The organism is Hungatella hathewayi WAL-18680 (assembly GCF_000235505.1).
Classification (GTDB): Bacteria; Bacillota; Clostridia; order Lachnospirales; family Lachnospiraceae; genus Hungatella_A; species Hungatella_A hathewayi_A.
Window position 1 is genome coordinate 3,343,979 of sequence record NZ_JH379027.1, and the last position, 22,509, is coordinate 3,366,487.

32 protein-coding genes and 1 tRNA gene are annotated in these 22,509 nt (G+C 46.1%); 1 reads left to right on the top strand and 32 read right to left on the bottom strand.

All coding sequences use genetic code 11. The features are described 5' to 3' along the window. Nucleotides 1–94: 94 nt before the first annotated feature. The 22 genes from HMPREF9473_RS15215 to HMPREF9473_RS28210 all read right to left on the bottom strand — a co-directional run bounded on the left by HMPREF9473_RS15215 (nt 95) and on the right by HMPREF9473_RS28210 (nt 10,868). Nucleotides 95–664 (bottom strand): cell wall hydrolase, encoded by a 570-nt coding sequence (locus tag HMPREF9473_RS15215; protein ID WP_006781038.1) that lies wholly within the window; start codon nt 662–664, stop codon nt 95–97. 66 nt (nt 665–730) lie between these two features. After that, nucleotides 731–1,669 (bottom strand): DUF6353 family protein, encoded by a 939-nt coding sequence (locus tag HMPREF9473_RS15220; protein WP_006781039.1) that lies wholly within the window; start codon nt 1,667–1,669, stop codon nt 731–733. Nucleotides 1,670–1,699: 30 nt separating this feature from the next. Continuing rightward, nucleotides 1,700–1,960 (bottom strand): DUF3310 domain-containing protein, encoded by a 261-nt coding sequence (locus HMPREF9473_RS15225; protein ID WP_006781040.1) that lies wholly within the window; start codon nt 1,958–1,960, stop codon nt 1,700–1,702. A gap of 14 nt (nt 1,961–1,974) precedes the next feature. Continuing rightward, entirely contained in the window at nt 1,975–2,577 is a 603-nt protein-coding gene (locus HMPREF9473_RS15230; RefSeq protein WP_006781041.1) for a hypothetical protein, read from the bottom strand. Beyond that, nucleotides 2,577–2,783 (bottom strand): hypothetical protein, encoded by a 207-nt coding sequence (locus HMPREF9473_RS15235; protein ID WP_007868844.1) that lies wholly within the window; start codon nt 2,781–2,783, stop codon nt 2,577–2,579. Before HMPREF9473_RS15235 ends, HMPREF9473_RS15230 begins: the two co-directional genes overlap by 1 nt. An 83-nt stretch (nt 2,784–2,866) precedes the next feature. Next, entirely contained in the window at nt 2,867–3,133 is a 267-nt protein-coding gene (locus tag HMPREF9473_RS15240; RefSeq protein WP_006781043.1) for a hypothetical protein, read from the bottom strand. A gap of 70 nt (nt 3,134–3,203) precedes the next feature. Continuing rightward, entirely contained in the window at nt 3,204–3,977 is a 774-nt protein-coding gene (locus HMPREF9473_RS15245) for a DUF6353 family protein (RefSeq protein WP_006781044.1), read from the bottom strand. Beyond that, nucleotides 3,977–4,855: a DUF6273 domain-containing protein gene (locus HMPREF9473_RS15250; protein ID WP_006781045.1), complete on the bottom strand. Its 879-nt coding sequence runs from the start codon at nt 4,853–4,855 to the stop codon at nt 3,977–3,979. The genes HMPREF9473_RS15245 and HMPREF9473_RS15250 overlap by 1 nt, the downstream gene beginning before the upstream one ends. A 32-nt stretch (nt 4,856–4,887) precedes the next feature. Continuing rightward, nucleotides 4,888–5,184 carry a hypothetical protein gene (locus tag HMPREF9473_RS15255; protein WP_242830845.1) on the bottom strand — a complete coding sequence of 99 codons (297 nt, stop codon included), beginning with the start codon at nt 5,182–5,184 and terminating at the stop codon, nt 4,888–4,890. 30 nt (nt 5,185–5,214) lie between these two features. Beyond that, nucleotides 5,215–5,385, bottom strand: a complete 171-nt coding sequence (locus tag HMPREF9473_RS27800) for a hypothetical protein (RefSeq protein WP_006781047.1) — start codon at nt 5,383–5,385, stop codon at nt 5,215–5,217. 46 nt (nt 5,386–5,431) lie between these two features. After that, entirely contained in the window at nt 5,432–6,211 is a 780-nt protein-coding gene (locus HMPREF9473_RS15260) for a DUF6353 family protein (protein WP_006781048.1), read from the bottom strand. A 22-nt stretch (nt 6,212–6,233) separates the two neighbouring features. Then, nucleotides 6,234–6,551, bottom strand: coding sequence for a hypothetical protein (locus tag HMPREF9473_RS15265; protein WP_006781049.1), 318 nt, complete (start codon nt 6,549–6,551; stop codon nt 6,234–6,236). Between the two features lie 53 nt (nt 6,552–6,604). Beyond that, nucleotides 6,605–6,675, bottom strand: a tRNA-OTHER gene (locus tag HMPREF9473_RS15270). A 63-nt stretch (nt 6,676–6,738) separates the two neighbouring features. Further along, entirely contained in the window at nt 6,739–6,957 is a 219-nt protein-coding gene (locus tag HMPREF9473_RS15275; protein WP_006781050.1) for a hypothetical protein, read from the bottom strand. Nucleotides 6,958–7,018: 61 nt separating this feature from the next. Continuing rightward, on the bottom strand, nt 7,019–7,339 hold the full coding sequence (locus HMPREF9473_RS15280; RefSeq protein ID WP_347509047.1) for a hypothetical protein: 321 nt from the start codon (nt 7,337–7,339) through the stop codon (nt 7,019–7,021). Nucleotides 7,340–7,439: 100 nt separating this feature from the next. Beyond that, nucleotides 7,440–7,754, bottom strand: coding sequence for a hypothetical protein (locus HMPREF9473_RS15285; RefSeq protein WP_006781052.1), 315 nt, complete (start codon nt 7,752–7,754; stop codon nt 7,440–7,442). Between the two features lie 180 nt (nt 7,755–7,934). Then, complete coding sequence (locus tag HMPREF9473_RS15290; protein WP_006781053.1) at nt 7,935–8,402, bottom strand: hypothetical protein; 468 nt, start codon at nt 8,400–8,402, stop codon at nt 7,935–7,937. Nucleotides 8,403–8,817: 415 nt separating this feature from the next. Further along, complete coding sequence (locus tag HMPREF9473_RS15300; RefSeq protein WP_006781055.1) at nt 8,818–9,048, bottom strand: hypothetical protein; 231 nt, start codon at nt 9,046–9,048, stop codon at nt 8,818–8,820. Between the two features lie 32 nt (nt 9,049–9,080). Further along, nucleotides 9,081–9,290 (bottom strand): hypothetical protein, encoded by a 210-nt coding sequence (locus HMPREF9473_RS15305; protein WP_006781056.1) that lies wholly within the window; start codon nt 9,288–9,290, stop codon nt 9,081–9,083. A 1-nt stretch (nt 9,291) separates the two neighbouring features. After that, entirely contained in the window at nt 9,292–9,711 is a 420-nt protein-coding gene (locus tag HMPREF9473_RS15310) for a hypothetical protein (protein ID WP_006781057.1), read from the bottom strand. 1 nt (nt 9,712) lies between these two features. Beyond that, nucleotides 9,713–9,964, bottom strand: coding sequence for a hypothetical protein (locus tag HMPREF9473_RS15315; RefSeq protein WP_006781058.1), 252 nt, complete (start codon nt 9,962–9,964; stop codon nt 9,713–9,715). A gap of 586 nt (nt 9,965–10,550) precedes the next feature. Next, nucleotides 10,551–10,868 (bottom strand): DUF6431 domain-containing protein, encoded by a 318-nt coding sequence (locus HMPREF9473_RS28210; protein WP_080568834.1) that lies wholly within the window; start codon nt 10,866–10,868, stop codon nt 10,551–10,553. Between the two features lie 131 nt (nt 10,869–10,999). On the opposite strand from HMPREF9473_RS28210, the gene HMPREF9473_RS15325 reads away from it, so the two are divergent. After that, nucleotides 11,000–12,250 (top strand): tyrosine-type recombinase/integrase, encoded by a 1,251-nt coding sequence (locus tag HMPREF9473_RS15325; protein WP_006781060.1) that lies wholly within the window; start codon nt 11,000–11,002, stop codon nt 12,248–12,250. A 122-nt stretch (nt 12,251–12,372) separates the two neighbouring features. Here the strand turns inward: HMPREF9473_RS15325 and HMPREF9473_RS15330 are convergent, their stop codons facing one another. The 10 genes from HMPREF9473_RS15330 to HMPREF9473_RS15375 form a co-directional block, all read right to left on the bottom strand. After that, nucleotides 12,373–13,383 (bottom strand): GGGtGRT protein, encoded by a 1,011-nt coding sequence (locus HMPREF9473_RS15330; protein ID WP_006781061.1) that lies wholly within the window; start codon nt 13,381–13,383, stop codon nt 12,373–12,375. Between the two features lie 76 nt (nt 13,384–13,459). After that, nucleotides 13,460–14,152 (bottom strand): iron-sulfur cluster assembly scaffold protein, encoded by a 693-nt coding sequence (locus tag HMPREF9473_RS15335; RefSeq protein ID WP_006781062.1) that lies wholly within the window; start codon nt 14,150–14,152, stop codon nt 13,460–13,462. A gap of 181 nt (nt 14,153–14,333) precedes the next feature. Beyond that, on the bottom strand, nt 14,334–15,584 hold the full coding sequence (locus HMPREF9473_RS15340; protein ID WP_006781063.1) for a C40 family peptidase: 1,251 nt from the start codon (nt 15,582–15,584) through the stop codon (nt 14,334–14,336). Beyond that, the gene (locus HMPREF9473_RS15345) at nt 15,581–16,936 is read right to left on the bottom strand and encodes an MATE family efflux transporter (protein ID WP_006781064.1); all 1,356 of its coding nucleotides are present in this window, start codon (nt 16,934–16,936) and stop codon (nt 15,581–15,583) included. Before HMPREF9473_RS15345 ends, HMPREF9473_RS15340 begins: the two co-directional genes overlap by 4 nt. A 17-nt stretch (nt 16,937–16,953) precedes the next feature. After that, complete coding sequence (locus tag HMPREF9473_RS15350) at nt 16,954–17,457, bottom strand: dihydrofolate reductase (RefSeq protein ID WP_006781065.1); 504 nt, start codon at nt 17,455–17,457, stop codon at nt 16,954–16,956. Further along, on the bottom strand, nt 17,458–18,090 hold the full coding sequence (locus tag HMPREF9473_RS15355) for a hypothetical protein (protein WP_006781066.1): 633 nt from the start codon (nt 18,088–18,090) through the stop codon (nt 17,458–17,460). A 183-nt stretch (nt 18,091–18,273) separates the two neighbouring features. Beyond that, nucleotides 18,274–19,893 (bottom strand): response regulator, encoded by a 1,620-nt coding sequence (locus tag HMPREF9473_RS15360; protein WP_006781067.1) that lies wholly within the window; start codon nt 19,891–19,893, stop codon nt 18,274–18,276. 20 nt (nt 19,894–19,913) lie between these two features. Then, entirely contained in the window at nt 19,914–20,549 is a 636-nt protein-coding gene (locus HMPREF9473_RS15365; protein ID WP_006781068.1) for a precorrin-8X methylmutase, read from the bottom strand. Between the two features lie 38 nt (nt 20,550–20,587). Beyond that, nucleotides 20,588–22,138 carry a cobyric acid synthase gene (locus tag HMPREF9473_RS15370; protein ID WP_006781069.1) on the bottom strand — a complete coding sequence of 517 codons (1,551 nt, stop codon included), beginning with the start codon at nt 22,136–22,138 and terminating at the stop codon, nt 20,588–20,590. Between the two features lie 117 nt (nt 22,139–22,255). Further along, nucleotides 22,256–22,509: cobalamin biosynthesis protein (locus HMPREF9473_RS15375; protein ID WP_006781070.1), on the bottom strand; the 254-nt coding region annotated here is incomplete at its 5' end.

The following is a 22,509-nucleotide window of genomic DNA, read 5'->3' on the forward strand; positions in this document are numbered from 1 at the left end:
AATTGCAATCCCACCAACGAAACAGATACCCGACATAGCCGCTAATGTATAAGACACAAATGCTAAAAGATTACGCATAATGATTCTCCTTTCTTCACTCATACTTTGAAAAATAATGATTTTCAACTTGAAACATTGGAACGCCATATGCGCTGTATTCTCCCGCTGTAAAGAATACAACATCATAATTTCTCCTTGACTCCAGTTCCTCGTAGACAAGGTCACAAATATCCTCGCGTACTTCACACCTGTCTACTCGGCCATTCCACATAGATGAAAATTGATTCGGCTGGTAAATCACCTCATATACTGTATCAGGAAAGTGTTCAGAATCTACCCGATTCAATATGGTATCGATAACAAGCCGCTTCCCTTCTTCGCATTCACCTTCTGCTTCAGCCATAGTAACCAGGGCGATTAACTCTACATCTTCTCTCGACATTTTTGGTATAGCTTCTTCTGATCTCCCCATTTTCTCAGTGGCAATTGGAATGGATTCCTCTTGCGAAACCGTAATAATCGGTTCTGTCTTTTCGACAATGCTTGCCCTAGGTATTGCTACAACGTCTTCCCCTTCTGAGCGGAATTCAGATACAAAGAATGAAGATGCTATCATGATACCGCACAATATCGGAACCGTTATTACTTTGATTAACCTGCGCATAAATTCCTCCCAAATAAAAAGCTATCCCTAAGAATTACAGTAACTCCTAGGGATAGTTATATTTTTTCACATCAAATCCCAGATGTTTCCATCGACATTGAAATCCAGAAGGATTGCCTGATCAAATCCATTGACATAATCCGAATAGCTCAGATTATCAGAATACAGGCCGAAGTCAATGTAATTATCGCCCTTGGAATTTTCCGGATCGTAAACCCATCCCACAATCTGACCAGCTTTTGTTCTCGGAAGTCCGAGCATCTCATAAACCTCATTCAGAAATACACGCTTCTTCGCTTTCAGCAGATCGTTCGCATAACGCTCCTGAGCTTTGATGAACATCAGATTATATTCATTATTGCTTTCCCAGTGAGGATTCAGAATGGAATTCCCATCTTCATCCTGCGTGTACTTTTCAAAGAATCTGGCATAACCGCTGATATCCGCCGGACTTACCACAAATCCGTTCTTCTTAACTTTCTTCTCTTTTCCAGTCTCCTCATCGATAATCGTTTCGTCAAACTTTTTGGCTTTGAGATTATATTTCAATTCACGGTCAACCTCTTCACCAAACCTCTCGATAACACGACTGCGATACTCTTTGAATCCCTTATCGATAGCCGCATAAGCTGCTCCCAGAGCCACATTTCTCTTGCGAAGAATGTTGTTAGATGCCAAAATACTGGTAATCGACAATGCGCCAAGTACAACCGAGGGTCCATACAGTTTAGCAAATTTTACTCCGGTCTGGACATAAATAAGAGTGAGATCCTTTTTTGAATCTTCAACGGAGTAAGACTCCCCGGCTTCGGTAACACCTGTCGCTGTCGCTGTATGTACCTTGTCGATATCGTTCTTAGTGTTTTCCACAATCTTGTCCACTTTTGTTGTCGCTTTACAAGCCATAACAGCACTTGTAACCACGCCAATAACGCCGGCCACGACGAGAATCTCCGGACTATGTTTTTTTAACTGGAAACCGGTCTTGCTAAGAAAACCATTCATGCTCTTTACAATCTCTGTTTTTTTCTATGGTTATTTGTTCTCCTCTTCTACTTTTTCTGTTTTCTTTAAATGGTCAATCAGATGCTGCGTGTACCAAAGAATTTTCTCCAAATCCTGGATTCCGTTTTTCTTCTTCCAACGGCAGGCATATTTGATGATATTCGCGGTATCGGCAGCCTCAATTCCTTTTAAATCAAAGGTGAAAGCTTCAATCACATCAATAACTTCCATACCCGTTTCTGAAATATAATGATCCGGATGAGATACCATCCTGTCTTCTGACTCATACATCTTGAATCCCTCCTTTACAACGGCATTGGTTTAGGCAATTTTAAAATATAACCATCCCTTACTCGAACCGCCCTGCATCCAGCAATATCAGTCCATCCGTATTTATTGGCAGCATAATTGTCATTGGATACGTTTGCCAAATCATAAAGATCTGCAACACTAACTACCTCATACTGTGCAATAATTTCGTTCATGGCGTCTAATACCGATTCCGCATCTCCACGAGTTTCGAATAAAAGCTCATCATATTCGTAGCTCGTCCGGCTCTTCGGTGCTGTATAATCTTTCTTTCCGCTGTCGTAATACTTCTGATAGGATACCTTGGACGCTGTAGAGTTCTTTTTTGACTTCCCAGTTTCTCCATAGAGGATCATATCAATACCATTGGTAACTATATCGGAAATTGCCTTTTTTATTGCCGGCACCAGAACATCCATCACAATATAAGATTTTACGTTATTGACATCTTCAGAAATGAATACGTCTGCAAACTTCTGCATTTCTGATTTTTTCTTTGATTTTACCGTCCCAGAAATCACTTTCTCTACACGTTTTTCGGGAACAAGATTTTTCTGCTCCTCCTTTGATTTGTGGGAATTCGGCTTATATTCCTCCATTAAGTTGTCTCCTTTCCGCTCACCAAACTGATCTTTCCAGGCAATATAATCTTTGTACCCGGAAGTCGGTTGTTTTTCTTTTTAAACTGATAAGTAAGGTTTGACCTTGCTTTCTTTTCTGAAACTGCCCGTGTAGAAGCAATCCAGCGATTTGCAACACAATTGTCAAATTCCATAACTGGGCCATCATACGAATACATGTTCATAAATTTCACCTCCGGATAAAAGAAAAAAAGGGAAAGCACCTTGTTACAGGTACTCTCCCTCGTGTTGAAGCACATTTTTTCGTTTAGGCTTCTTCGGAATCCTCTTTTTCATTCTCAATGATTGGTTCTTCGGGTTCATCCCACTCAGCATCGATAATCTGCTGCTCCTTCTGAGCTTTGATTTTGGCAATCATCGGCTTACCCACATACCTGTAGATTACAACACCTGCAAGTACGGCTAAACCGATACCGGCCGCAACCTTAAACCCCTTACCAGAACTCGCTTTAACGATTTCCTCTGTGGCTGTCTCCATAACCTCTTCGTTGTTCATGATTTCATTGGTTTCCATGTTTATTCTCCTTTCAATTTTTGAAAATGTGTGGTTCTTCTTCCATTAAAGCCACTGTTTTTTTCGCGCGTCACATCAGCTCACTGAAATTGTATCTCGGAGCAATACTGTAATCAATCACCAGGCAGGGAGTTCCATCGCTGGCCAATTGAGAACTAAATGATAGATCAATATACCCATTATCAATATTCCATCCCAACTCATCGCCGATTTTGATATTATCCAGACCGACTTCGTAGTAGAAATCATTTAAGGATACATACATCTCATCGCGCATCTGACGATTTAATTCACATTCCGCTTTCTTAATTTTGTCGATATCGCCTTTAAAATATCTGCCAGAAATCGCGTCATAGCAGAGCGTATTTCCCTTTTCTGTAATGATTACCTCTCTTGTTACCACTGGATTTTTCTCGATTTTATCCTTTGCAACGGCATCTTTCACAGTTTCGTGCTTCTTCTCTCCGAACATCTTAACGACTTTTCCCTGATAATCCTTGAGAGCGGATTCCGATAAGGTATATGCCGTTGCAAGTGCTGCATTCCGTTTAGCGTTTACTGAGCTGGCTCCAATTAAACATGCAATGGAGAGGGTTCCCGTAATCGCTGCCGGAATATAACAGAACCAAGTTGTTTTTACCACATCTGCGACTTCAAGCTCCTCGGCTCCAATTTCCTCTTTTCTTTCCTCAATGAGAATCAGTGCTTTCGGCGTTGCCCGGACCGCCATGACAGTCGTTGTGATCATACCGGCAATACCAATTCCTGTAAGAATTTCAGGGCTGTGCTTTGCCATGGATGTTCGAACTGACGACAAAACTTTTGATATGTTCGATTTCTTCATTATCTCATTCCTCCAAATATCACACTGAATATCGTTTTAACCATGTCAAGAGCCTGATTCTCAGTAAAGCCGGCACGAACAAAGCTGTCCATAATTACTTTGGTTTCCGCTGTTGCTTTATCGTACTGCTTATATTTTTCTAACTTCTCAATTTCCTTTCTCAGAGTATCAATCTCATTTTCTTTATTCCAAATTTCCATCTTTAACGCTGCTTCTTTTGTAACCATTACATCATTCTGACAATAATGCAGAATGTCTTCTGAACCAGCATCAAAGCCCCAAGGATAACGGCCAGATCTACGGGGCACAGGGCCCCTGGATTCCGGCTTAACCAACCAGAATTCCGGACGAACCCCATGAGAGTCCGAAGCGGGGCCGCAGGCCGCATTGCCATCGTAGCTCACACCAGCGAAATGAGCCGAAGAAAACCCCTCTTTTGTAGCATTTCTCAGCCATCCCCACGTAAGCTGATCTTCAAAACAAGCAATTCGATTCTTGCACTCTTTCATCAAAGGCAGCTGTTCATCGCTATCTGGTTCCAGATTCTTGTTATCCCATTCGTCTTCGTGACCAACAATCTGTCCAACGGTTGGAATAGTAAGTCCGTAAATCTTATCACGCAACTCTTCTGGAAACGCCATAAACAGAACTGTATCCATCCACTTCTTCAGATCGGACTTTTCAAACCCGCCTTTGTTTGTAGAGCAGTTATTCATCGGCCGGCAGGTAACATATTCGTCAAATATAAACATGACGCTCTCGTCCGTAACCTTGTGAGCGGTCGCGGTAAACTCTCCAAGCTCTGCCAGCGGAATGACCATCTGATCTCCTACCTGAATGTTTGCTGTTTCGATTTTCTGCTTTCTTAATGCCTTCATAATGTTTCTCCTTTCGAAAATAAAATTTGTGGTTATAAAATAAGACCGAGAAGTGTCTTGGCCGTATTTTCTGCAACTTGAAATATGTGGTTATTTGCTGGATTTTCCGACAGGTAAAGAAAAAGCTCCATTTTCAATATAAACCCTTCTATCACTAAATCGGCTTCTGTCATCGGATGATCCATAATGGCCAGTAGAATCTCGTCAACCGCCCACCGTTCATACGAACGTTCCATAATGGCTGATTTAGGCCAATTTTCTCCCGGTTCAAACAGATGCATATTCGTATAATTCATGATTTTTTGAATAGCCTCATCATTCATCAGCACTTGCTCCAAACTAAAAAGAAAGAGCCCTTGTTAGGACTCCTCTTCGTTTTCATCATCTTTTTTGGCAAGTGCCTCGTTTACCTTTTCTTCAATTTTCTCATCCATTTTCTTTTCGTTTACCCAATCGGTAAGAATACTTACTCCAAATCCGATCACCGTAACTGCAATCCCAATGGCTTTGATAAAATTTTTGTTTTTCATAAAGCATTAGCCTCCTTTTCATAATACGGTCTGTAATTTTTGCGAATCATTCAAATTTGTTGACCGCCATCGTGTCTATAATGATGCACTCCAAGCCATCTTCCAACGTTGATTTGTAATTATCAAAATCTAACCAATAGCAATCCATTTCTTCTATCATATAGCTGATATCCCATCCGAGTTCATCGCCTCCGTCTATGCCTTCGACACCTAAAAATGACAAGTATTCATTTAATGAACAATCGCCTTTAATGGAAAGATTCCGATTTACATGATATTGGGCGTTTAACACCGCTGCCATTGTGGTTCTAAAATACTTCTTTGAGGCAAGATCATAGAAAAGCAACCGTTCACTTTCAGAATCCATGTCCATGTTGTAAACCTGATAACCCCAGTCGTAGGAAGACACCATGGCATCTTTCGCCATTTCCGCATGGATTTTATCATCCGCATCCTCTCCGTAAACTGTCTTGGCTGACTTCCGATATTGCTTATAGGATTCATTGAGCATAACGTATGCACTCATCAAAGAAGCCTGTTTCTTTTGATTTAATGCATTCGCTCCAAAGATACAAGCAATAGTTGAAACTCCCAGCAGTACAGAAGGAATATAAGTCAGCCCCGCTACTCGGACGATTTCTAATTTAGTTAGATTTTCGCCCTTCTCCAGCTCTGCCTCTTTCAACAATTTTATTGCTTTAGGGGTTGCCTGAACAGCCGTAATGGTTGTTGCAATGACTCCAATAGAAGCTACTACCGTTAAAATTGTCGGAGATGAGCGATATAATTGACGCCCGACTCTTTTCAAGATTTTAACTTTTTGCATAATATTCTCCTTTCGTTTTATCCTATTCCATGGCATATAACAGATCTTGAATATTTTCTCCAACCATCTTAGCGGTGGTAAATATAGAACTGTTCTGTTGATTCATAGAAGCAAAGTCATCCATTTTTTCTGTAAATGATCGAGCCATCGCTTCTAAATTTTTTATGGACGTTTTAGTCTGGGGAAAAATATGATCGGCTACATAATTTCGAAATTCTCCAATCGCCCACAATGTATTGCTCACCCTAGTGAACTCTTTCTTGTCGAATACCGGATTTGGCAACCATTCGTCCATTTCGTACATATCACATAGAATCAACGCCAATTCGTCCAAACTCAAATTTCTGACCACCTCCTTAAAATCCCCCTTTCTTGATTGATAAAAAATAAAAGAGAACCAGTATCGGACTCGAACCGATTACCTCCACGGAAGTGTGACGCTCTACCAATGAGCTAACTGTTTCTCCATAATAGGAATTGTAAATTTTGCGAAGTAAAAAGAAAGAGCCATTGCTGGCTCAATCCTCTTAATTTAAACCGATTTTCTTCAGAATTTTCATGAGTTCTTCTTTACTCATATCTGCATCAATACTCACATGTACGTGCGCTTTCTCATCTGAAATCGAAGCATTCAACTCGTTTAACTGGATATCTACGTTATATCCAAGCTTTTTATGTAATACCCCTTTTGCTAATTTCGAAAGCAACATCCGTGTAAATTTTGAGCTGATTTTCATTTCGTCCATCACCTTAAACTCCTTTCGCTTTTAATCAGTTTTCCATAAAAGGAGCTGTGATTTTTGCGGACTAAATATTTCTCCTGTCAAATACAGTCTCCCATCGTTCCCGCTTAATCGGCTTCATTTTTAAGGCCCACATAATCTGGCGAAGTGTCACAGTGGAATAAAGCCCGTCCATAGCCATTCCGGAATGTGTATCAAAGTATTCTTTAAAACGAGGATGCAAATATAAATCATCCGTAATCCATGGGTCCACGTCTCCCCACCAGGTACTCTTTGTTTTCTCGTCAAATCTCTGCTGAATAACTGCCAGTCCCTTTTCTCCGATTTGGAACAGCGTGCAGCAATGATAGACCGGATGGTCACAAAAATATACTTTTCCGTACATCGACAAATAGATGTTCGGTTTTTCATAATGGTATCGCATAATTTATTCTCCAAAAAGAAAAAGCCTATGCCGAAGCATAGACCTTCTCTCAATAATATTTTTAGTCATCAAATAGCTTACATGACGTTTTGCAATACGGGTATGGTCCTCCGCAGGCTCTGCATCCGGCTGGCGGAATATCTCCTTGTTCCATATCGAGCATTTCTTCCGTCCATTCTACTTCTTCATCGGACTCATACTCGTAATCCTCTTCGTCCACCTTTAATCCACACGATGGACAGATATAAACTCCGCATCCAGTCTTCGGATCTTCTGTTTGCCTCATGACGGCTCCACACCGATTACAAATCGCATATCCGTTATTCAGGTACTCAATCAATTCAATACCTTCGGGTTTGATAATTTTGTGGCTCATAAATATTATCTCCTTTCGTTTTTCGAAAGAACCGCTATTATTGTACGGTTTCTTCCGGTGTACGGTCAAGAGACAAAGAGCTCTTTGTAGCATCTCCTTTCCATAATAGCGTCTGTAAAAATCACGCAAAAACGAAGAGGACATGTATAAATCACGCCCTCCTCATTTCTGACCGGTTAATTACTTCTTTGTCGGTCTAAAACGATTGAACAATCCTCTGAATGTTGTTGAGGTATAGGTTCCCGTTTCTTCAAACTTAAATCCTTTCCGCATCCAGATGCCATAGAACATCAGTGGTATGAGAAGCTCTGCCGCTGCAATCCCCAGTTTGAAATATCGATCCTTCACTTGCTCGTCAAGCTGAGAACGCTTATACTGCTCATCCTGTACGTCAGCTTTGATCTGTTCGTCCAACTGTGATTTCTTAATCTCGTTCTCTCGGACATTCGCTTCACTTTCCAACGTACGCCGGCTTCGCTTATCCTCTGCGTCCAGCTCACTTTTAGTTTCCTCAATTCTCAAACGATACAGCTTTGCCAGATCCTCTATAGCCTTTGATTTCTCTTCGCTACCCGAATTCAGAGAAGATATCGCCTGAATCTCCGCTGCTATCTCCTCATTCAGCAATTCTTTGATGTTTTCACTCATTTTAGTTCTCCTTTCGTGAATTCATTAACTGTTCCATAAAAGGACTTGTTATTCGTGCGAAATATAATCTTTGATGTTGACTTTCAAGACTACATATCTTTTCTTATATATCGCATCCGCTCCCTTATGGGACAGCTCCAAAAACAAATAAGGTCCGCTGTCCGGATCAGATTGATCGATTCGCAGCGAACCAACGACATCCCTTCGGAATACCTGTCGTCCGAAAACAATTCCGATAATGATACCAACAATCATGCAAAGAATGAGCTCCATATTCCATCCCGCCTTTCAAAAAGATTTTTCTAAATTTCCCACCCGGGATTTTTTCAAATATCAACATAGCATGTCTTTCAGATACCTTGGTACTGTGTTTTAACCTAGGATAAAAAGAAAGAGCCATTGCTGGCTCAATCTCTTAAAATTTAGTAACTCCTTCCCGTTCAAATGTTTCTAAAACCTTCGCTGTTAAAGATTCATACTCATCTGGGTAAAACTTTGCTATTGATTTTTGGCATGCCGTGATACCTTTTTGGTAGCTATAACTCGCTAACAATCCAATACCGCAACACGCACATATCCCAGCCGCAATCAGTCTACCAATTTGTTGTTTTCTAATTTTTGCGTTGATTTTCATAAGTTCTTCCATTATGTGTCACTCTCCTTTCACAATAGGAGATGTTATTTCTGCGTTCCTTCGCCCTCATACACAATCTTCTTACGAAGTTCAGACCATGTTATGTATCGTTCTTTTCTGCATACCGGACAATAGAACTTACACACCTTCCCGCCAATATCTTCCAGTTCTTTCGTATCCGCCTCCAACCGGCTCTGGCAGTTAGGGCAATTAAACCGATAGACTTTTTTGACTGCTATGTCTACAATCTTCATTTCAATCCCTCGCTTTATTCAGTAACCAGAAGAATCGTCTGTACAAGTTGTAATAAACATCCTTGCAGCATGGAATATTTAACCTAGCTTTCAATATATCGTAGGACCATCCCTCGGTTACTCCTTTTAAAATGTAAGTGGATAACTCTGCATCTGTCGCAATCGCCGCTTGCTCGACCGTCTTCATACGCTCTAAATAGTGAGATCGAGCTTCTGCACATCGAGCAGTCGGATCGCCAACCACCCCATTCTTTGAAAATACTTCCATATCAGAAGGCCGCCGGCTAAGCCCATCCAAGGCGGCGTATGCTTTCTTCCATATCGGATACTGTAAACAGAAATGCTTCAGTTCATAGTAGCGATGACGTTCAATCCAATATGGATTTTTCTCAGATAATTCCGGGCGAATCGTTGTTCCCATATTAACGCTTCTCTCCTTTCCATAAATATCCGGTTTCTTCCCAGAGCCGCTTCGGAGAAATATAAAAGTTAATGCGTCCATACTTCGAATTCATCTCTTCAATGTTGGTAATCAACTTTCCGTTTCTAGTAGCCTTTCCAATAGGGAGCCATCCGGATATGATACCGGCTCGAACCCAGGAAGCATCTTTCCCATACACCCTGGCAACGACCGCTACCGGAACAGACCCCGGCGCAAATATAATTTCTTCCATTGGCTGTTACCTCCTTTCAACGGCTATTCTAGGATAAGAACCGCAATTTGTTAAAACAACCTCGGTGGCTATTTACATTGACTGAATGAAAAACCACAGTTAGAATGTAAAGTATCGAAAGGAGAACTATTTTTAAAGGGATGGAGGTGATGGTCATTGGTCAAAAAGCAGTACGTCTCTTATTCTAAGTGCTTTAAGCCGAAAGAGGAATCCAAACTTTTACCCGAGTACCTGGTTTTCCTTCTGAAGAATAAAGACACCAAAAAGCCTATGAATTACAGGCAATGCTACACAAAGTAATTCATCACGAGAAGCCGCCACCAACGGCTTCTTTTGATTTTTAACCATTCTCCATCCCTTTAAAAATAGTTCTCCAAACGATAAAAAAGAAAGAGCCCTTGTTAGGACTCCATTCTCTTGAAATACAATTTTTGTAGTTTTGCTCTCATTCTTGTCAATTCAATTTGAATCGCTTCTGCCTGACCAAAATTCTTACATCGTAAAAGCATATCCTCGAATATACGAATCTTAGTTTGTAAGTGCTTTTCCTCTTTTGACATCCTGAATCTCCTTTCGATTTTGTCTTTCACAAAAGGAGTTGTAATTCTTGCGAATTCTTCCATCGAGCCATCGTCATCTCGCATGGATAATCTTCATATCCATATGTCTCGCAGGTAATGAATCCCTCTAGTACGCCACGAATCACTTCGGCTTCGTACTGCTTATAAGGGGAAATATAATCCGGCAATTCTCTGCGTATCTGTCCGCAGGAAGGACAACGAAACCGATTTACTTTTACCCATGAAGTTTTTCTTCCTTTAATCCGAACAATTCTCAATACATTATCGTACCTCTTTAACCTTGCTCCGCAATTCCGGCAGGTTAATTCCTCATTGCTAACCATATACCCATCCCTTTAAAAAGTTTAAGTGTAGGAGTTGACAATTCCTACACTATCATATATGATTACTAATGATAAATCAACCTTGCCGCACAAAAATCTCGATTTATAAAGTATTTAGGGAGGTATTGAGAATGTTGATAAAATGCCCCGAGTGTGATCTACAGGTTAGCGATAAAGCTACTTTCTGCCCACATTGTGGCTATCCGCTACAACCCGATATCAAACAACGAAAGCCTCGAAGCAAGAATAACAAGCGAAGGCGACTTCCTAACGGTTTCGGACAGATAAGCGAAATCAAAAATCGGAATCTCAGGAACCCCTTTCGAGCTATGGTCACAGTTGGAAAGACATCCACCGGACGCCCAATATGTAAACCATTAAAACCGGAGTCATATTTTCCAACGTACAATGATGCATATACGGCCCTGGTGGAATACAATAAGAACCCGTATGATCTGGAACCAGATATTACGATAAAGGAACTGTATGAAAAATGGCTCAGTGAATACTTAAAAGATGCATCTGATACTTATATACGTTCTGTAAATTCCGCATGGACATATTGTTCTTCCATATACGATATGCGCGCAAAAGATGTTAGGGCTCGACATATTAAAGGATGTATGGAAGAGGGATTTCGAATCGAAACGAGAGGAAAAAAGAAAGGAGAAAAAATCCATCCATCGCCAAGTACAAAATCCAGAATAAAATCTTTATTTAATACTATGTTTGACTACGCTCTTGAGTATGAAATCGTTCCTATGAATTATGCAAGAACATTTGAAATTTCTGGAGACATTATTGTTGAAATAGAGAAAAACAAGAAAAAACACTTTCCATTTACCGATGATGAAATGAAAGTTTTGTGGCAAAATGTTGATAATGTAAAATTTGCTGATTGGATTCTCATTCAATGTTATATGGGTTGGCGCCCGCAAGAACTCGCTACCTTACGGTTGGACGAGGTCAATTTAGAAAAAAGGTATATGCAAGCTGGAATGAAGACAGAAGCAGGGAAGCAACGGATAGTTCCTATTCATCCAAGAATCCTAAAATTCGTTGAACGTAATTATAAATTTGCAATTTCTATCAATAGTGAATATCTTTTTAATGATAAAGGACAGACACATTCCGGTTCCTGGTCTGTAACGTACGACAAATACGCTAATCGTTTTGAAAAAGTGATTAGTCAATTGAATCTAAACCCGAATCATAGACCTCATGATCCACGAACAACCTTTGTTACGATGGGGAAAAAATCCGGTATGGATGAGTATGCACTTAAAGAAATGGTTGGACATACCATACAAGACATAACAGAATCTACTTATACTGTCCGCGATTTGGAATGGCTGAGAGAAGATATAGAAAAAATAAAATAGCTTGTTTTTAGTGTAGGAATATGGGTGTAGAAGTAGTGTAGGGATAATGTATGAGTTACATACATTTCCCTACTTTTTTCTACTTTTAACAACATCTTAAATCCTTAATTTTACTGGATTTCTTAGAATTTCCCAGCCTTTGCCGCTTCCTCAATCGAAACAGCCACCGCCACAGTCATACCAACCATCGGGTTGTTTCCTGCGCCGATTAAGCCCATCATCTCTACGTGGGCCGGTACGGAGGAGGAGCCTGCGAACTGGGCGTCGGAGTGCATGCGGCCCATGGTGTCGGTCATGCCGTAGGAAGCCGGGCCGGCTGCCATGTTATCTGGGTGAAGGGTACGGCCTGTGCCGCCGCCGGATGCTACGGAGAAGTATTTTTTGCCCTTCTCGATACATTCCTTCTTGTAGGTACCTGCAACCGGATGCTGGAAACGGGTTGGGTTGGTGGAGTTTCCGGTGATGGAAACGTCTACGCCCTCTTTCCACATGATGGCAACACCCTCGGTTACATCGTTGGAACCGTAGCAGTTTACTTTGCTTCTTAAGCCCTCAGAGTAGGATTTTCTCCACAGCTCTTTTACTTCGCCTGTGTAGTAGTCCATCTCGGTCTCTACATATGTAAATCCGTTGATTCTGGAAATTACCTGTGCGGCATCTTTTCCAAGACCATTTAAGATAACACGCAGTGGTTTCTGACGAACCTTGTTGGCTTTCTCGGCGATACCGATAGCGCCCTCTGCCGCTGCGAAGGACTCATGTCCAGCCAGGAAGCAGAAGCAGTCTGTCTCTTCTTCCAGTAACATTTTCCCAAGGTTTCCATGTCCCAGACCTACTTTACGCTGGTCAGCAACGGAACCTGGGATACAGAATGACTGAAGGCCCTCGCCGATCGCTGCGGCAGCGTCAGCAGCCTTTCTGCAGCCTTTCTTGATCGCGATGGCTGCGCCTACGGTGTATGCCCATTTTGCATTCTCAAAGCAGATTGGCTGAATGCCCTCTACCATCTTGTATACGTCTAAGCCGGCATCCTTGGTAATCTTCTCTGCTTCCTCGATTGAAGCGATGCCATAGCTGTTTAATGCTTCATTGATCTGTTTGATACGTCTCTCATATGATTCAAATAATGCCATTACATTGTCCTCCTGAATTTTTTGACTATGTAGTAATATCTCTCTGCCTTTGTTTCATCCGCTTATCACGGCTGGATTACTCCTGACGTGGGTCGATAATCTTCACTGCATCCGCAACACGGCCGTACTGGCCTTTTGCCTTCTCGTAAGCAGTGTTCGGGTCATCACCTTTTTTGATGAAGTCTGTCATCTTGCCAAGGCTGACGAACTGATAACCGATAATCTGGTCTTCTGCGTCCAGAGCGATGCCGGTTACATAGCCTTCTGCCATCTCCAGGTAACGGGGACCTTTCTTTAAAGTACCGTACATGGTACCAACCTGGGAGCGCAGTCCTTTTCCTAAATCTTCAAGACCTGCACCGATGGGAAGTCCGTCCTCAGAGAATGCACTCTGGGTTCTTCCGTATGCAATCTGTAAGAACAATTCTCTCATAGCGGTATTGATCGCGTCACACACCAGGTCGGTGTTCAGCGCTTCCAATACGGTCAGACCTGGCAGAATCTCTGCCGCCATAGCTGCGGAGTGGGTCATACCGGAGCATCCGATGGTCTCAACAAGCGCCTCCTGAATAATACCTTCTTTTACGTTAAGGGTCAGCTTACATGCACCCTGCTGTGGCGCACACCAGCCTACACCGTGTGTTAATCCTGAAATATCTGTTACCTGTTTTGATTTCACCCATTTTGCTTCTTCCGGGATTGGAGCGGCACCATGATGAACGCCCTGTGCTACTGTACACATCTCTTCTACTTCATGTGAATAAATCATTGTAAAACTCCTTTCAAATAAGTAATAATGATGTCAAGTATATTGTTAAAATAATCACATCATACTTGTCTACATTTTCTCACAAATTGACAGATTGCGCAAGCACTTTTTCTTTCCCTGGAAATGCTCCGGAAACTGCCGCCATCTGCCCCTGTCCATAACCTTCCTTCCACCAAAGCCCCTACGAAATAATCCTTCTCACGGACAAAATGGTCCGGTAGGCCGCCGGGCTGACTTTAATTCCCGTCGTCGGTGTGCTGGCATGGACAATCTGTCCGTTTCCTATGTAAATGGCCACATGGCCCGCATAGCAGATTAAATCTCCCGGCTCGGCATCCTCATAGGCCACCTCCCGGCCCGCGCTTCTCTGGGCCGCCGAGTTTCTCGGAATGCTGTATCCAAAATGAGCGTATACCCCCTGGGTAAATCCGGAGCAGTCCGTCCCGTTGGTCAGGCTGGTTCCGCCGTATACGTAGGGATTTCCCACAAAGGTCAACCCGTAATCCGCAATGGCCCGTCCCTCCGCCGTACCGCCGGAGCTCTTGGTCGTCGTCTTCGGCCCTGAGGAGGACGAGGTGCCGGTGGAACTGGTCGGTCCCTTGGAGGACGTGGAGCTGGAACCGGAGGTGGATGCCGCCTTCTTCTTCGCCGCTTCCTCCGCCGCCTTCTTCTTTGCCGCCTCTTCCGCCGCCTTTCTGGCCGCTTCCTCCTGGGCTTTCTTTATCTGTGCATTCTTCTGCTCTACCGTCTTGGCATAGGCCGCAGCATCCTTCTTCGCCTTGGCATACTGGGCGTCAAAGTCGCTGACCTCCTGCTTCTTTCTGGAAATGGTGGACTCCAACTGCCCCTGCTGCTCCTTGTACTCTAACTCCATCACTTCCATCTCAGCCTTCTCATCCGACAGCCGCGTCTTGGTGTCCTCCACCTCCTGCTTGGCTTCCCGGTAAGTCTCCAGCTGCCGTCTGTCATAGGCATAAATGTCCGACATATATTCGGTCTTATTCAACAAATCCGCCATGCTCTTCACCTGGAACAGCACGTCCAGATACTCGGTGTCTCCCTGCTCGTACATATATTGAATCCGCTTTTTCATGGCATTGTACTGCTCGGATTCCTGCTTCACGGCGGCCGCGTAGTCCTGCTCCGCCTGTGCAATCTCCAGTTCCTTGTTGGCCATATCCGTCTCCAGAATGTGAATATCGGAAAGCAGAGCCGTCAGTTCCGCGCTCAGCTGGTTCACCTGATTCTGGGTGGCCGCCTTGCTGGCCTCCGCCGCCTTTGCCGCCTTGTTGGCCTCATCCAGTTTCTGCTGCGCCTCTTTCTTCTCTTTCTCGGCCTGAGCCGTCGCCCACGCGGGAGTCGTCTCCCCACACGCCATGACTCCAATCAAAATGAGACAGCATACCTGCTTCATCCAGCCTGTTTTCTTCATCGCCTAGTACCCTCCGTAAGTTTCCTCGAAACTGTCAAAAACGTGATAAAAAAGATAATTCCCTTTACAATACTGCTGATGCTGACCGCCCACCAGATTCCGTCCAGCCCCAGAGCCGTCCGGCTGAGTATCATGGCCAGCGGTATTCTGGAAGACGTGAACACAATGCTGATAACCGAGCACAGAAATGTCTTTCCCATGCCGGACAGCGCTCCCACCGTCGTCAATTCAATACACATAAACATCTGGGAAAATCCCAGCACCGTCAGATAGCTGACGCCGATGGGGACAATGTCAGGCTCATTGATAAACAGCCTGAATATGGGCTCCCCCAGGAAGATGAGCACCAGGGAACAGATGATTCCCCACACAAACATCACTCCCGTGGCGATAAAATACCCATGCTTCACTCTCTTATACTGCTTCCCACCGTAATTCTGTCCCACAAAGGAGTTGATGGCCGCCGCAAATCCGTCCGCCGTCATCCAGGAAATGGATTCCACCTGGGAGCCGACTCTCTGGGCCGCAACGCCCAAATCCCCCCAGGAAGCCACAAACCTGGTCAGTACCATGGAAATGCCGGCATACAGAAGGTTCTGCGCCGCCGACGGCATTCCCAGCCTCATCATGGTATTCAGATAATCCCAGGGCGTCCGCGAAAGCAGATGCACCTGTCCAAAAAATCCAAAATCTTTTCTGGCCGCTCCCACAAACACAGCCGTCACAATCATCTGCGCCGTCACCGTGGCGATGGCCGCTCCGGCCGCCTCCATTCTGGGAACCGGGCCGAAACCAAATATCAGAAGCGGGTCCAGCACCATATTGGCTGCCAGCCCGATAAAATTCGCTTTAAACGGGGTCCTGCTGTCCCCCTGGGCGGTAAAAATACCGGTCAGTATAGCGTTCAAGTAGGAAAATACAATCCCGCCGCAGGCAATCCTCAGATAACTCTCGGCTCCGCCAATCACAACCGCGTCGCTGAGCCCGAAAAATCCAATCAGGGGCTTTGCAAATGCCACTGCCACAACGGCAAATAAAATTCCAAACACAATTCCCATCTGAATGGCGCCCTGGGCATAGACGGCCGCTTCCCGCGGCTTCTCCTCCCCAAGGGAATGGGCCACCTTAATCTGACCGCCCATCTTCGCCAGCATGGCAACGCCCTGTGACAGCCAGGTATACATCCCGGCCGTCCCCACTGCCGCCACCGCCTGGGCTCCCACCCGGGACACCCAGGCCATGTCTGTCAGATTGTAGGCCATCTGTATCAGAGAGGTGGCCATAATCGGCAGCGCCAGCCTGGTCAGCGCGGATAAAATAGAGCCGTTCAGCAGGTCTATCTTCTTTTTCATGTCTGTCGTCCAGTCTGTTATTTATTCTGATGTTTCCGTCTTACATATCTGCGAAACGAGTAGCAGAGATTAAAATACGTCTCCTCCTCGCTCTCCAAATCCATCACCCAGTCCCCATCCTTGTCCAGATTGGGAAACCAGGTGTCCGCCTGATACTCGTAATCGATATAGGTCACATGGGCCGTATCACAGTAAGGCAGGAACTGCTCGTAAATGCTCTGTCCTCCGATGATAAACACATCCTCCGACGGATATTTGGCAAGCTCCTGTAACGTCTCCTCCACGCTGTGGCAGACGATAGCTCCCTTTGCCTGATAGTCCATATCTCTCGACAGCACAATGTTGGTCCTTCCATATAAGGGTTGTCCCGCAGGCAGACTCTCCAGAGTCTTTCTCCCCATGACAATCACCTTGGATAAGGTCTCCTCCCGGAACAGTTTCTGGTCCGCCGGTATGTTGACCAGCAGCTGGCCGCCCCGTCCGATGGCCCAGTGGCTGTCCACTGCAACAATCACATTCAATTATTCCACCTCTTTAGCTTCCGCGATAATCAGTTCCCTGGCATAGGGCAGAGTTTCAATCCAGTCGCAGAAGGTATGCCATTCCGCCAGTTTGTGATTCCGCCTTGCATAGTAAATATTCACCAGCGTCTCGTAGTTGAAGGTGCAGGTACGCATCTGGTTGTAGCTGGATGGGAGCAGCTGGATTAAATCGTACCAGTCTTCCTTGTTCTTGTCCGCCACGTATTTCAGACGGATTTCCTCCAGCTTGGCAATCACTGTCTCCATGAACGCCAGCGTTCCCTCCGTCATATGGTCCACGCTGAAGTCAGCCAGCTCAAAGGGCTTGCTGTGAATCTTGTGCATGGTGCTGGTAGAGTTGGCTACGGTGGCTACCTTGTAGGTGTCATATTCCTTCCACCAGTAGAGCGGGGCCGTGATATCCACGGATACGAACACCTGGCGGAGATATTTTCGGTGGTCGCTGCCTGCTTTGCGGAGGCGTTTTGCAAGATCTAAATCGTTGGGGCCCAGAACGAAACTGCCGTTCTCATCGAAGGAGCTGTCCATCCGTCCCCAGCTGTTCATCGGGTTTCTGGCGCCTCTTATGGCATTTTCCAGGTTCATTACGCTGGTTCTTTCCAGTATTATCATATACGAAACCACCTTTTGTCATTCTTCTTGTTGTAGTAATTTGTGTTGATAGTTATTATAATTCGATTTTGATTTACATAATCTATCTTATTATATAAAATTTTCCTCTTCGTTACAACCTATTTTACAATATATTCATCACTTTGTAACATCTGTGACGTCTTATTTTACATTTTCTGCCAATTATCTTGGCGCTCCGCGATATTTGGACGGTGAAATTCCAAACCGCTTTTTAAATACGTAGCTGAAATAATTCTGCTCCTGGTATCCTACCTTGGAGGCGATGATGTAGGTCTTGTCGTCGGTGGTGTTTAACAGCTCCACGGCTTTGTTGAGCCTGACCTCCGTCAGATAGGCGATATAGGCCTGTCCCGTCTCCTTCTTGAACACGGTGGAAAAATAGGCCGGGCTCATGTGCAGGTGGCGGCAGAGCATTTCCACGGACAGATCAGGGTTCTGGTAGTTATCCATGATATACTGCTTGGCCTCGTTGATGATGTTCTTCGTGGTGTTGTCACGCTCTTCGCTGATGGAATGGTTGATGCTGCGGGCGGCCTTAAGCAGCCAGTGGTAGAAATCCTCCCGCCTCTGGATGGTGTCCGTAATGTTTAAAAAGCTGCCCTCCTCTCCCATCAGCTCGCTGAGGGTCATGTCGTACTGCTGGGTCAGCCGGGTAATGCAGCTGATGACATTTAGGCTGTACATCTGGTACTGACCCACGTGAACCTTGGCGTCGTCCATTTTCCCCACAATGCCCTTGACCACGGACTCGATTTTCTCCTCCGGGCCGAATTTGATGGCCGCGATTAACTCGGACTCGTCCTTGCTGTCAAACAGGAGTTTTCCGTAGTGGAGGGGCTCCACGTCGTTGATGTAGATGGTGCTGCCGGCGCCGATGATGGCCTTGTAGCCCAGGGCGTTCTGCGCGGAGCGGAAGGAGGAGCTGATATCCTGCAAGTCCGTGCAGCTGTGGCCGATGCCGATGGTGATAGGCACCTCCAGAATTCGCTTGGACTCCTTGCAAATGTCGCCCAGCACGGCAATCAGGCCGGTCTGGCTGTTGTATTCGTCGATGGCGGCCAGAGCCACCAGCTCGCCGGACACGCTGAACATGACGGAGCGGCAGTATTCATCCAGTTTACCCTCCACCAGCTGTCGGACGGAAATAGGGATCAGCTCCTGCTCCTCGTGGAGGGATAATGTTTTTTCCTCCGTATGGACCTCCGGCTCCACGTTGATGACGGCGGCAACCCATTTTTTGGCTCCCGCTATGGGGATGTTGTATTCCTCAAGTTTCTCCTCCACGGTCTCCGGGGGCAGGTTTCCCTGTACCACGTCATTTAAGAAATGCTCCCGGATGATGGGCAGGCTGTTTTTATAGCTTTCACGCAGCAGGTTTACGTTGCGCTTCTGCTCGATTTCCTCGTCCAGATTGTGTTTGATTCGTTTCAGAATCAGGGTCAGTTCTTCTACATTTACCGGCTTTAATATGTACTCGGTTACGTTGAGTTTGATGGCGCGTTTGGCGTACTCAAAATCGTCATAGCCGGAGAAGATTAACACCTTGATGGATGGGTATTTCTGACGGATTTTCTCGGTGAGAACCAGGCCGTCCATGTAGGGCATGCGGATGTCGGTGAGAACTACGTCCGGCTCCAGATTCTCGATTTTCTCCAGGGCATCCTCCCCGTTTTCCGCGTCGCCAACCACCTGAAACCCGGCGGCGGCCCAGTCGATTTTGCGGATGATGCCTTTTCTAACTTCTTCCTCGTCATCCACCAGAATGATTCTGTACAGATTCATATGTCATTTTCCCCTTTCTCTTAGATGTATAGTTGATAAAGAAGTGCATTGCAGATGGCGGCGGCCACATTGCTGCCGCCCTTCCGCCCTCTTGCTACAATGTAGGGGATGTCCAGGTCCAGTATCAGTTCTTTGGCCTGGACCACGTTGACGAAGCCTACGGGGACGGCGATGATCAGTTTGGGGTGAAGTTTTCCCTGGTCCACCAGCTCCTTGATGCGAATCAGGGCGGTGGGGGCGTTGCCGATGGCGAAAATGCAGTCCTTTCCCTGGGACGACAGGGCGGCCGCTTTGTCCATGCTGGCGGTGGCTCTGGTGGTGCCGGCTTCTCTGGCGGCCTTCGCCACGTCCTCGTCAGCCATGAAGCAGTAGACCTCGCTTCCGGTTTTGTGAAGGGCGGTCTTGTTGATTCCGGCTTTGCCCATGTTGGTGTCCGTGATGATGGGGGTGCCGAGGCGGAGGGCCTCCAAGCCCTTTGTCACGGCGTGGGGGGAAAATGTCAGGTTGTCGGCGTAGTCGAAATCGGCGGTGGTGTGAATCACGCGCTTGATGACGGCTTCATTTTCTGGGTCCAGAATGCGGCTGCCAAGCTCTTCGGTGATGATTTCGAAGCTGCGTTTTTCTATGTCTGCGGGTAGTATCTGTTCCAGATTCATATGGGGGCTCCTTTTTGGGTTGTGTAATAGTTTCGTGGTTATTTCCGGGGCAGGCCAAGGATTTTGTAGATGTTATCCATGTCAAGGCTGGCCCTCAGTTCGGAGGACAGCTTTTGGAATTGTTCTTCCTTGTAGGCGGCGTAGTCGAAGGGGGCTTCCGGTTCCATGTCGTATCCCTTCTTTTTTAAGAGGGCCTGGACCAGCCGGTCGGCGATGCCCGGACAGTCGAAAATGCCGTGGACGTAGGTGCCGTAGACATTTCCATAGGTGACGCCGTCGGTGCGGACACGTTTGGAATCCGTGTGCATGTCCATGATGAAAGTCAGTGGTTTGGCGATTCCATCGTAATCCAGAGGGGACATCATTTCCGTGCGGCCCATGTGGATTTCGTAGCCCTCCATGTTTTGACCGGACAGAGGGGACAAAATGCCGCTTACTTCGCCGAAAGCTCCGGTAACGCGGGTCTTTGTCTTTTCTTCCCCGTAAATAGTGTTCACCGGGAGCAGTTCCATGCCGCGGATGTGCTCGTGGCCGGGGCCGCTCTCCACGTGGGACTCGTCGATGAGACTCATGCCCAGCATCTGGTAGCCGCCGCAGATTCCCATGATGGAAATGCCGCTGGCCGCCAATTTGAGAATCGCCGCTTCCAAACCGCATTGGCGCAGCCACAGCAAATCTTCGATGGTGCTTTTGGTTCCTGGAAGTATCACCATATCCGGCTGGCCCAGTTCCCTGACATCGGAGACGTAGCGCAGGGTCACGTGATTCATGGCGGATAATACCTGGAAATCCGTGAAATTGGAAATGCGGGGGAGACGGATAACGGCAATGTCGATGAGACCTGTGCCGGATGTGACATCCAGACGGCTGCTTAAGCTGTCCTCGTCCTCGATATCCACCTGCATGTAAGGCACGACGCCTACCACCGGAATGTGGCAGAGGTCTTCTATCATCCGGATGCCGCTGTCAAGAATGGTCTTGTCACCGCGGAATTTGTTGATAATCAGACCGGCGATACGCTCCCGCTCCTCCTGCTCCAGAAGCATGACGGTGCCGTAGAGCTGGGCGAAGACGCCGCCGCGGTCGATGTCGCCAGCCAGAAGGACCGGGGCATCCGCCATTTTGGCCATGCCCATGTTGACGATGTCTTCACTCTTTAAATTTATCTCCGCTGGGCTTCCGGCGCCCTCGATGACGATGATATCGTACTCTTCCTCCAGCTGGTGATAGGCCTGTAAGATATCCGGTATCAGCTGTTTCTTGTATGCAAAATACTCTCTTGCGGACATGTTGCCGCGGTGGACACCGTTTACGATGACCTGGGAGCCTACGTCGGTGGTTGGTTTTAACAGGATGGGGTTCATGTTGACGCTTGGTTTGATGCCGGCCGCCTCGGACTGCACCACCTGGGCCCGGCCCATCTCCAGACCTTCCTCAGTAATGAAGGAGTTGAGAGCCATGTTCTGGGATTTGAAAGGGGCTGCCTTGTAGCCGTCCTCGTGAAAGATGCGGCAGAGGCCGGCGGCCAGAAGGCTTTTGCCGGCGTTGGACATGGTGCCCTGTATCATGATTGATTTTGCTTTTGCCATAGTGTTGTATGCTCCTGTTCTTTTGCTGAACTGCTTCTCTGGGCCGGTTCTCCCCAGGCTATTAACCTTACATTTCTGCGATGAATTCCATTTTCCATGTGTAAATATTGGTATCCGCTACCAGCCCAGTACTGCAAACACCAGAACTGCCAGCACCGATGTCATGTAGAGCAAACGGTTGGCCCGCTGGATGTCATCTGCCTCGATGGGGCGGATATCGTCTCCGATGGTTGGTTTCTCGTATAAAGTGCCAAAGTACCAGGCATTTCCCGCCAGCTGTACCTGGAAGGCGCCGGCGCACACGGCCTCGGTCTGGGCCGAGTTAGGGCTTTTATGGTTACGCCGGTCACGGCGGTATATTCGAATGGCTC

Coding starts and splice junctions, on each gene's coding strand:
- HMPREF9473_RS15370 (WP_006781069.1), bottom strand. CDS start 22,138: ATGGCAAAAGCAAAATCAATCATGATACAGGGCACCATGTCCAACGCC.
- HMPREF9473_RS15365 (WP_006781068.1), bottom strand. CDS start 20,549: ATGAATCTGGAACAGATACTACCCGCAGACATAGAAAAACGCAGCTTC.
- HMPREF9473_RS15290 (WP_006781053.1), bottom strand. CDS start 8,402: ATGAGTGAAAACATCAAAGAATTGCTGAATGAGGAGATAGCAGCGGAG.
- HMPREF9473_RS15325 (WP_006781060.1), top strand. CDS start 11,000: ATGTTGATAAAATGCCCCGAGTGTGATCTACAGGTTAGCGATAAAGCT.
- HMPREF9473_RS15275 (WP_006781050.1), bottom strand. CDS start 6,957: ATGGACGAAATGAAAATCAGCTCAAAATTTACACGGATGTTGCTTTCG.
- HMPREF9473_RS28210 (WP_080568834.1), bottom strand. CDS start 10,868: ATGGTTAGCAATGAGGAATTAACCTGCCGGAATTGCGGAGCAAGGTTA.
- HMPREF9473_RS15340 (WP_006781063.1), bottom strand. CDS start 15,584: ATGAAGAAAACAGGCTGGATGAAGCAGGTATGCTGTCTCATTTTGATT.
- HMPREF9473_RS15260 (WP_006781048.1), bottom strand. CDS start 6,211: ATGCAAAAAGTTAAAATCTTGAAAAGAGTCGGGCGTCAATTATATCGC.
- HMPREF9473_RS15250 (WP_006781045.1), bottom strand. CDS start 4,855: ATGAAGGCATTAAGAAAGCAGAAAATCGAAACAGCAAACATTCAGGTA.
- HMPREF9473_RS15335 (WP_006781062.1), bottom strand. CDS start 14,152: ATGATTTATTCACATGAAGTAGAAGAGATGTGTACAGTAGCACAGGGC.
- HMPREF9473_RS15330 (WP_006781061.1), bottom strand. CDS start 13,383: ATGGCATTATTTGAATCATATGAGAGACGTATCAAACAGATCAATGAA.
- HMPREF9473_RS15345 (WP_006781064.1), bottom strand. CDS start 16,936: ATGAAAAAGAAGATAGACCTGCTGAACGGCTCTATTTTATCCGCGCTG.
- HMPREF9473_RS15360 (WP_006781067.1), bottom strand. CDS start 19,893: ATGAATCTGTACAGAATCATTCTGGTGGATGACGAGGAAGAAGTTAGA.
- HMPREF9473_RS15225 (WP_006781040.1), bottom strand. CDS start 1,960: ATGTATGAGTCAGAAGACAGGATGGTATCTCATCCGGATCATTATATT.
- HMPREF9473_RS15285 (WP_006781052.1), bottom strand. CDS start 7,754: ATGAGCCACAAAATTATCAAACCCGAAGGTATTGAATTGATTGAGTAC.
- HMPREF9473_RS15305 (WP_006781056.1), bottom strand. CDS start 9,290: ATGAAGATTGTAGACATAGCAGTCAAAAAAGTCTATCGGTTTAATTGC.
- HMPREF9473_RS15240 (WP_006781043.1), bottom strand. CDS start 3,133: ATGGAAACCAATGAAATCATGAACAACGAAGAGGTTATGGAGACAGCC.
- HMPREF9473_RS15355 (WP_006781066.1), bottom strand. CDS start 18,090: ATGATAATACTGGAAAGAACCAGCGTAATGAACCTGGAAAATGCCATA.
- HMPREF9473_RS15300 (WP_006781055.1), bottom strand. CDS start 9,048: ATGGAAGAACTTATGAAAATCAACGCAAAAATTAGAAAACAACAAATT.
- HMPREF9473_RS15245 (WP_006781044.1), bottom strand. CDS start 3,977: ATGAAGAAATCGAACATATCAAAAGTTTTGTCGTCAGTTCGAACATCC.
- HMPREF9473_RS15310 (WP_006781057.1), bottom strand. CDS start 9,711: ATGGGAACAACGATTCGCCCGGAATTATCTGAGAAAAATCCATATTGG.
- HMPREF9473_RS15280 (WP_347509047.1), bottom strand. CDS start 7,339: ATGTACGGAAAAGTATATTTTTGTGACCATCCGGTCTATCATTGCTGC.
- HMPREF9473_RS15235 (WP_007868844.1), bottom strand. CDS start 2,783: ATGAACATGTATTCGTATGATGGCCCAGTTATGGAATTTGACAATTGT.
- HMPREF9473_RS15220 (WP_006781039.1), bottom strand. CDS start 1,669: ATGAATGGTTTTCTTAGCAAGACCGGTTTCCAGTTAAAAAAACATAGT.
- HMPREF9473_RS15315 (WP_006781058.1), bottom strand. CDS start 9,964: ATGGAAGAAATTATATTTGCGCCGGGGTCTGTTCCGGTAGCGGTCGTT.
- HMPREF9473_RS15215 (WP_006781038.1), bottom strand. CDS start 664: ATGCGCAGGTTAATCAAAGTAATAACGGTTCCGATATTGTGCGGTATC.
- HMPREF9473_RS15230 (WP_006781041.1), bottom strand. CDS start 2,577: ATGGAGGAATATAAGCCGAATTCCCACAAATCAAAGGAGGAGCAGAAA.
- HMPREF9473_RS27800 (WP_006781047.1), bottom strand. CDS start 5,385: ATGAAAAACAAAAATTTTATCAAAGCCATTGGGATTGCAGTTACGGTG.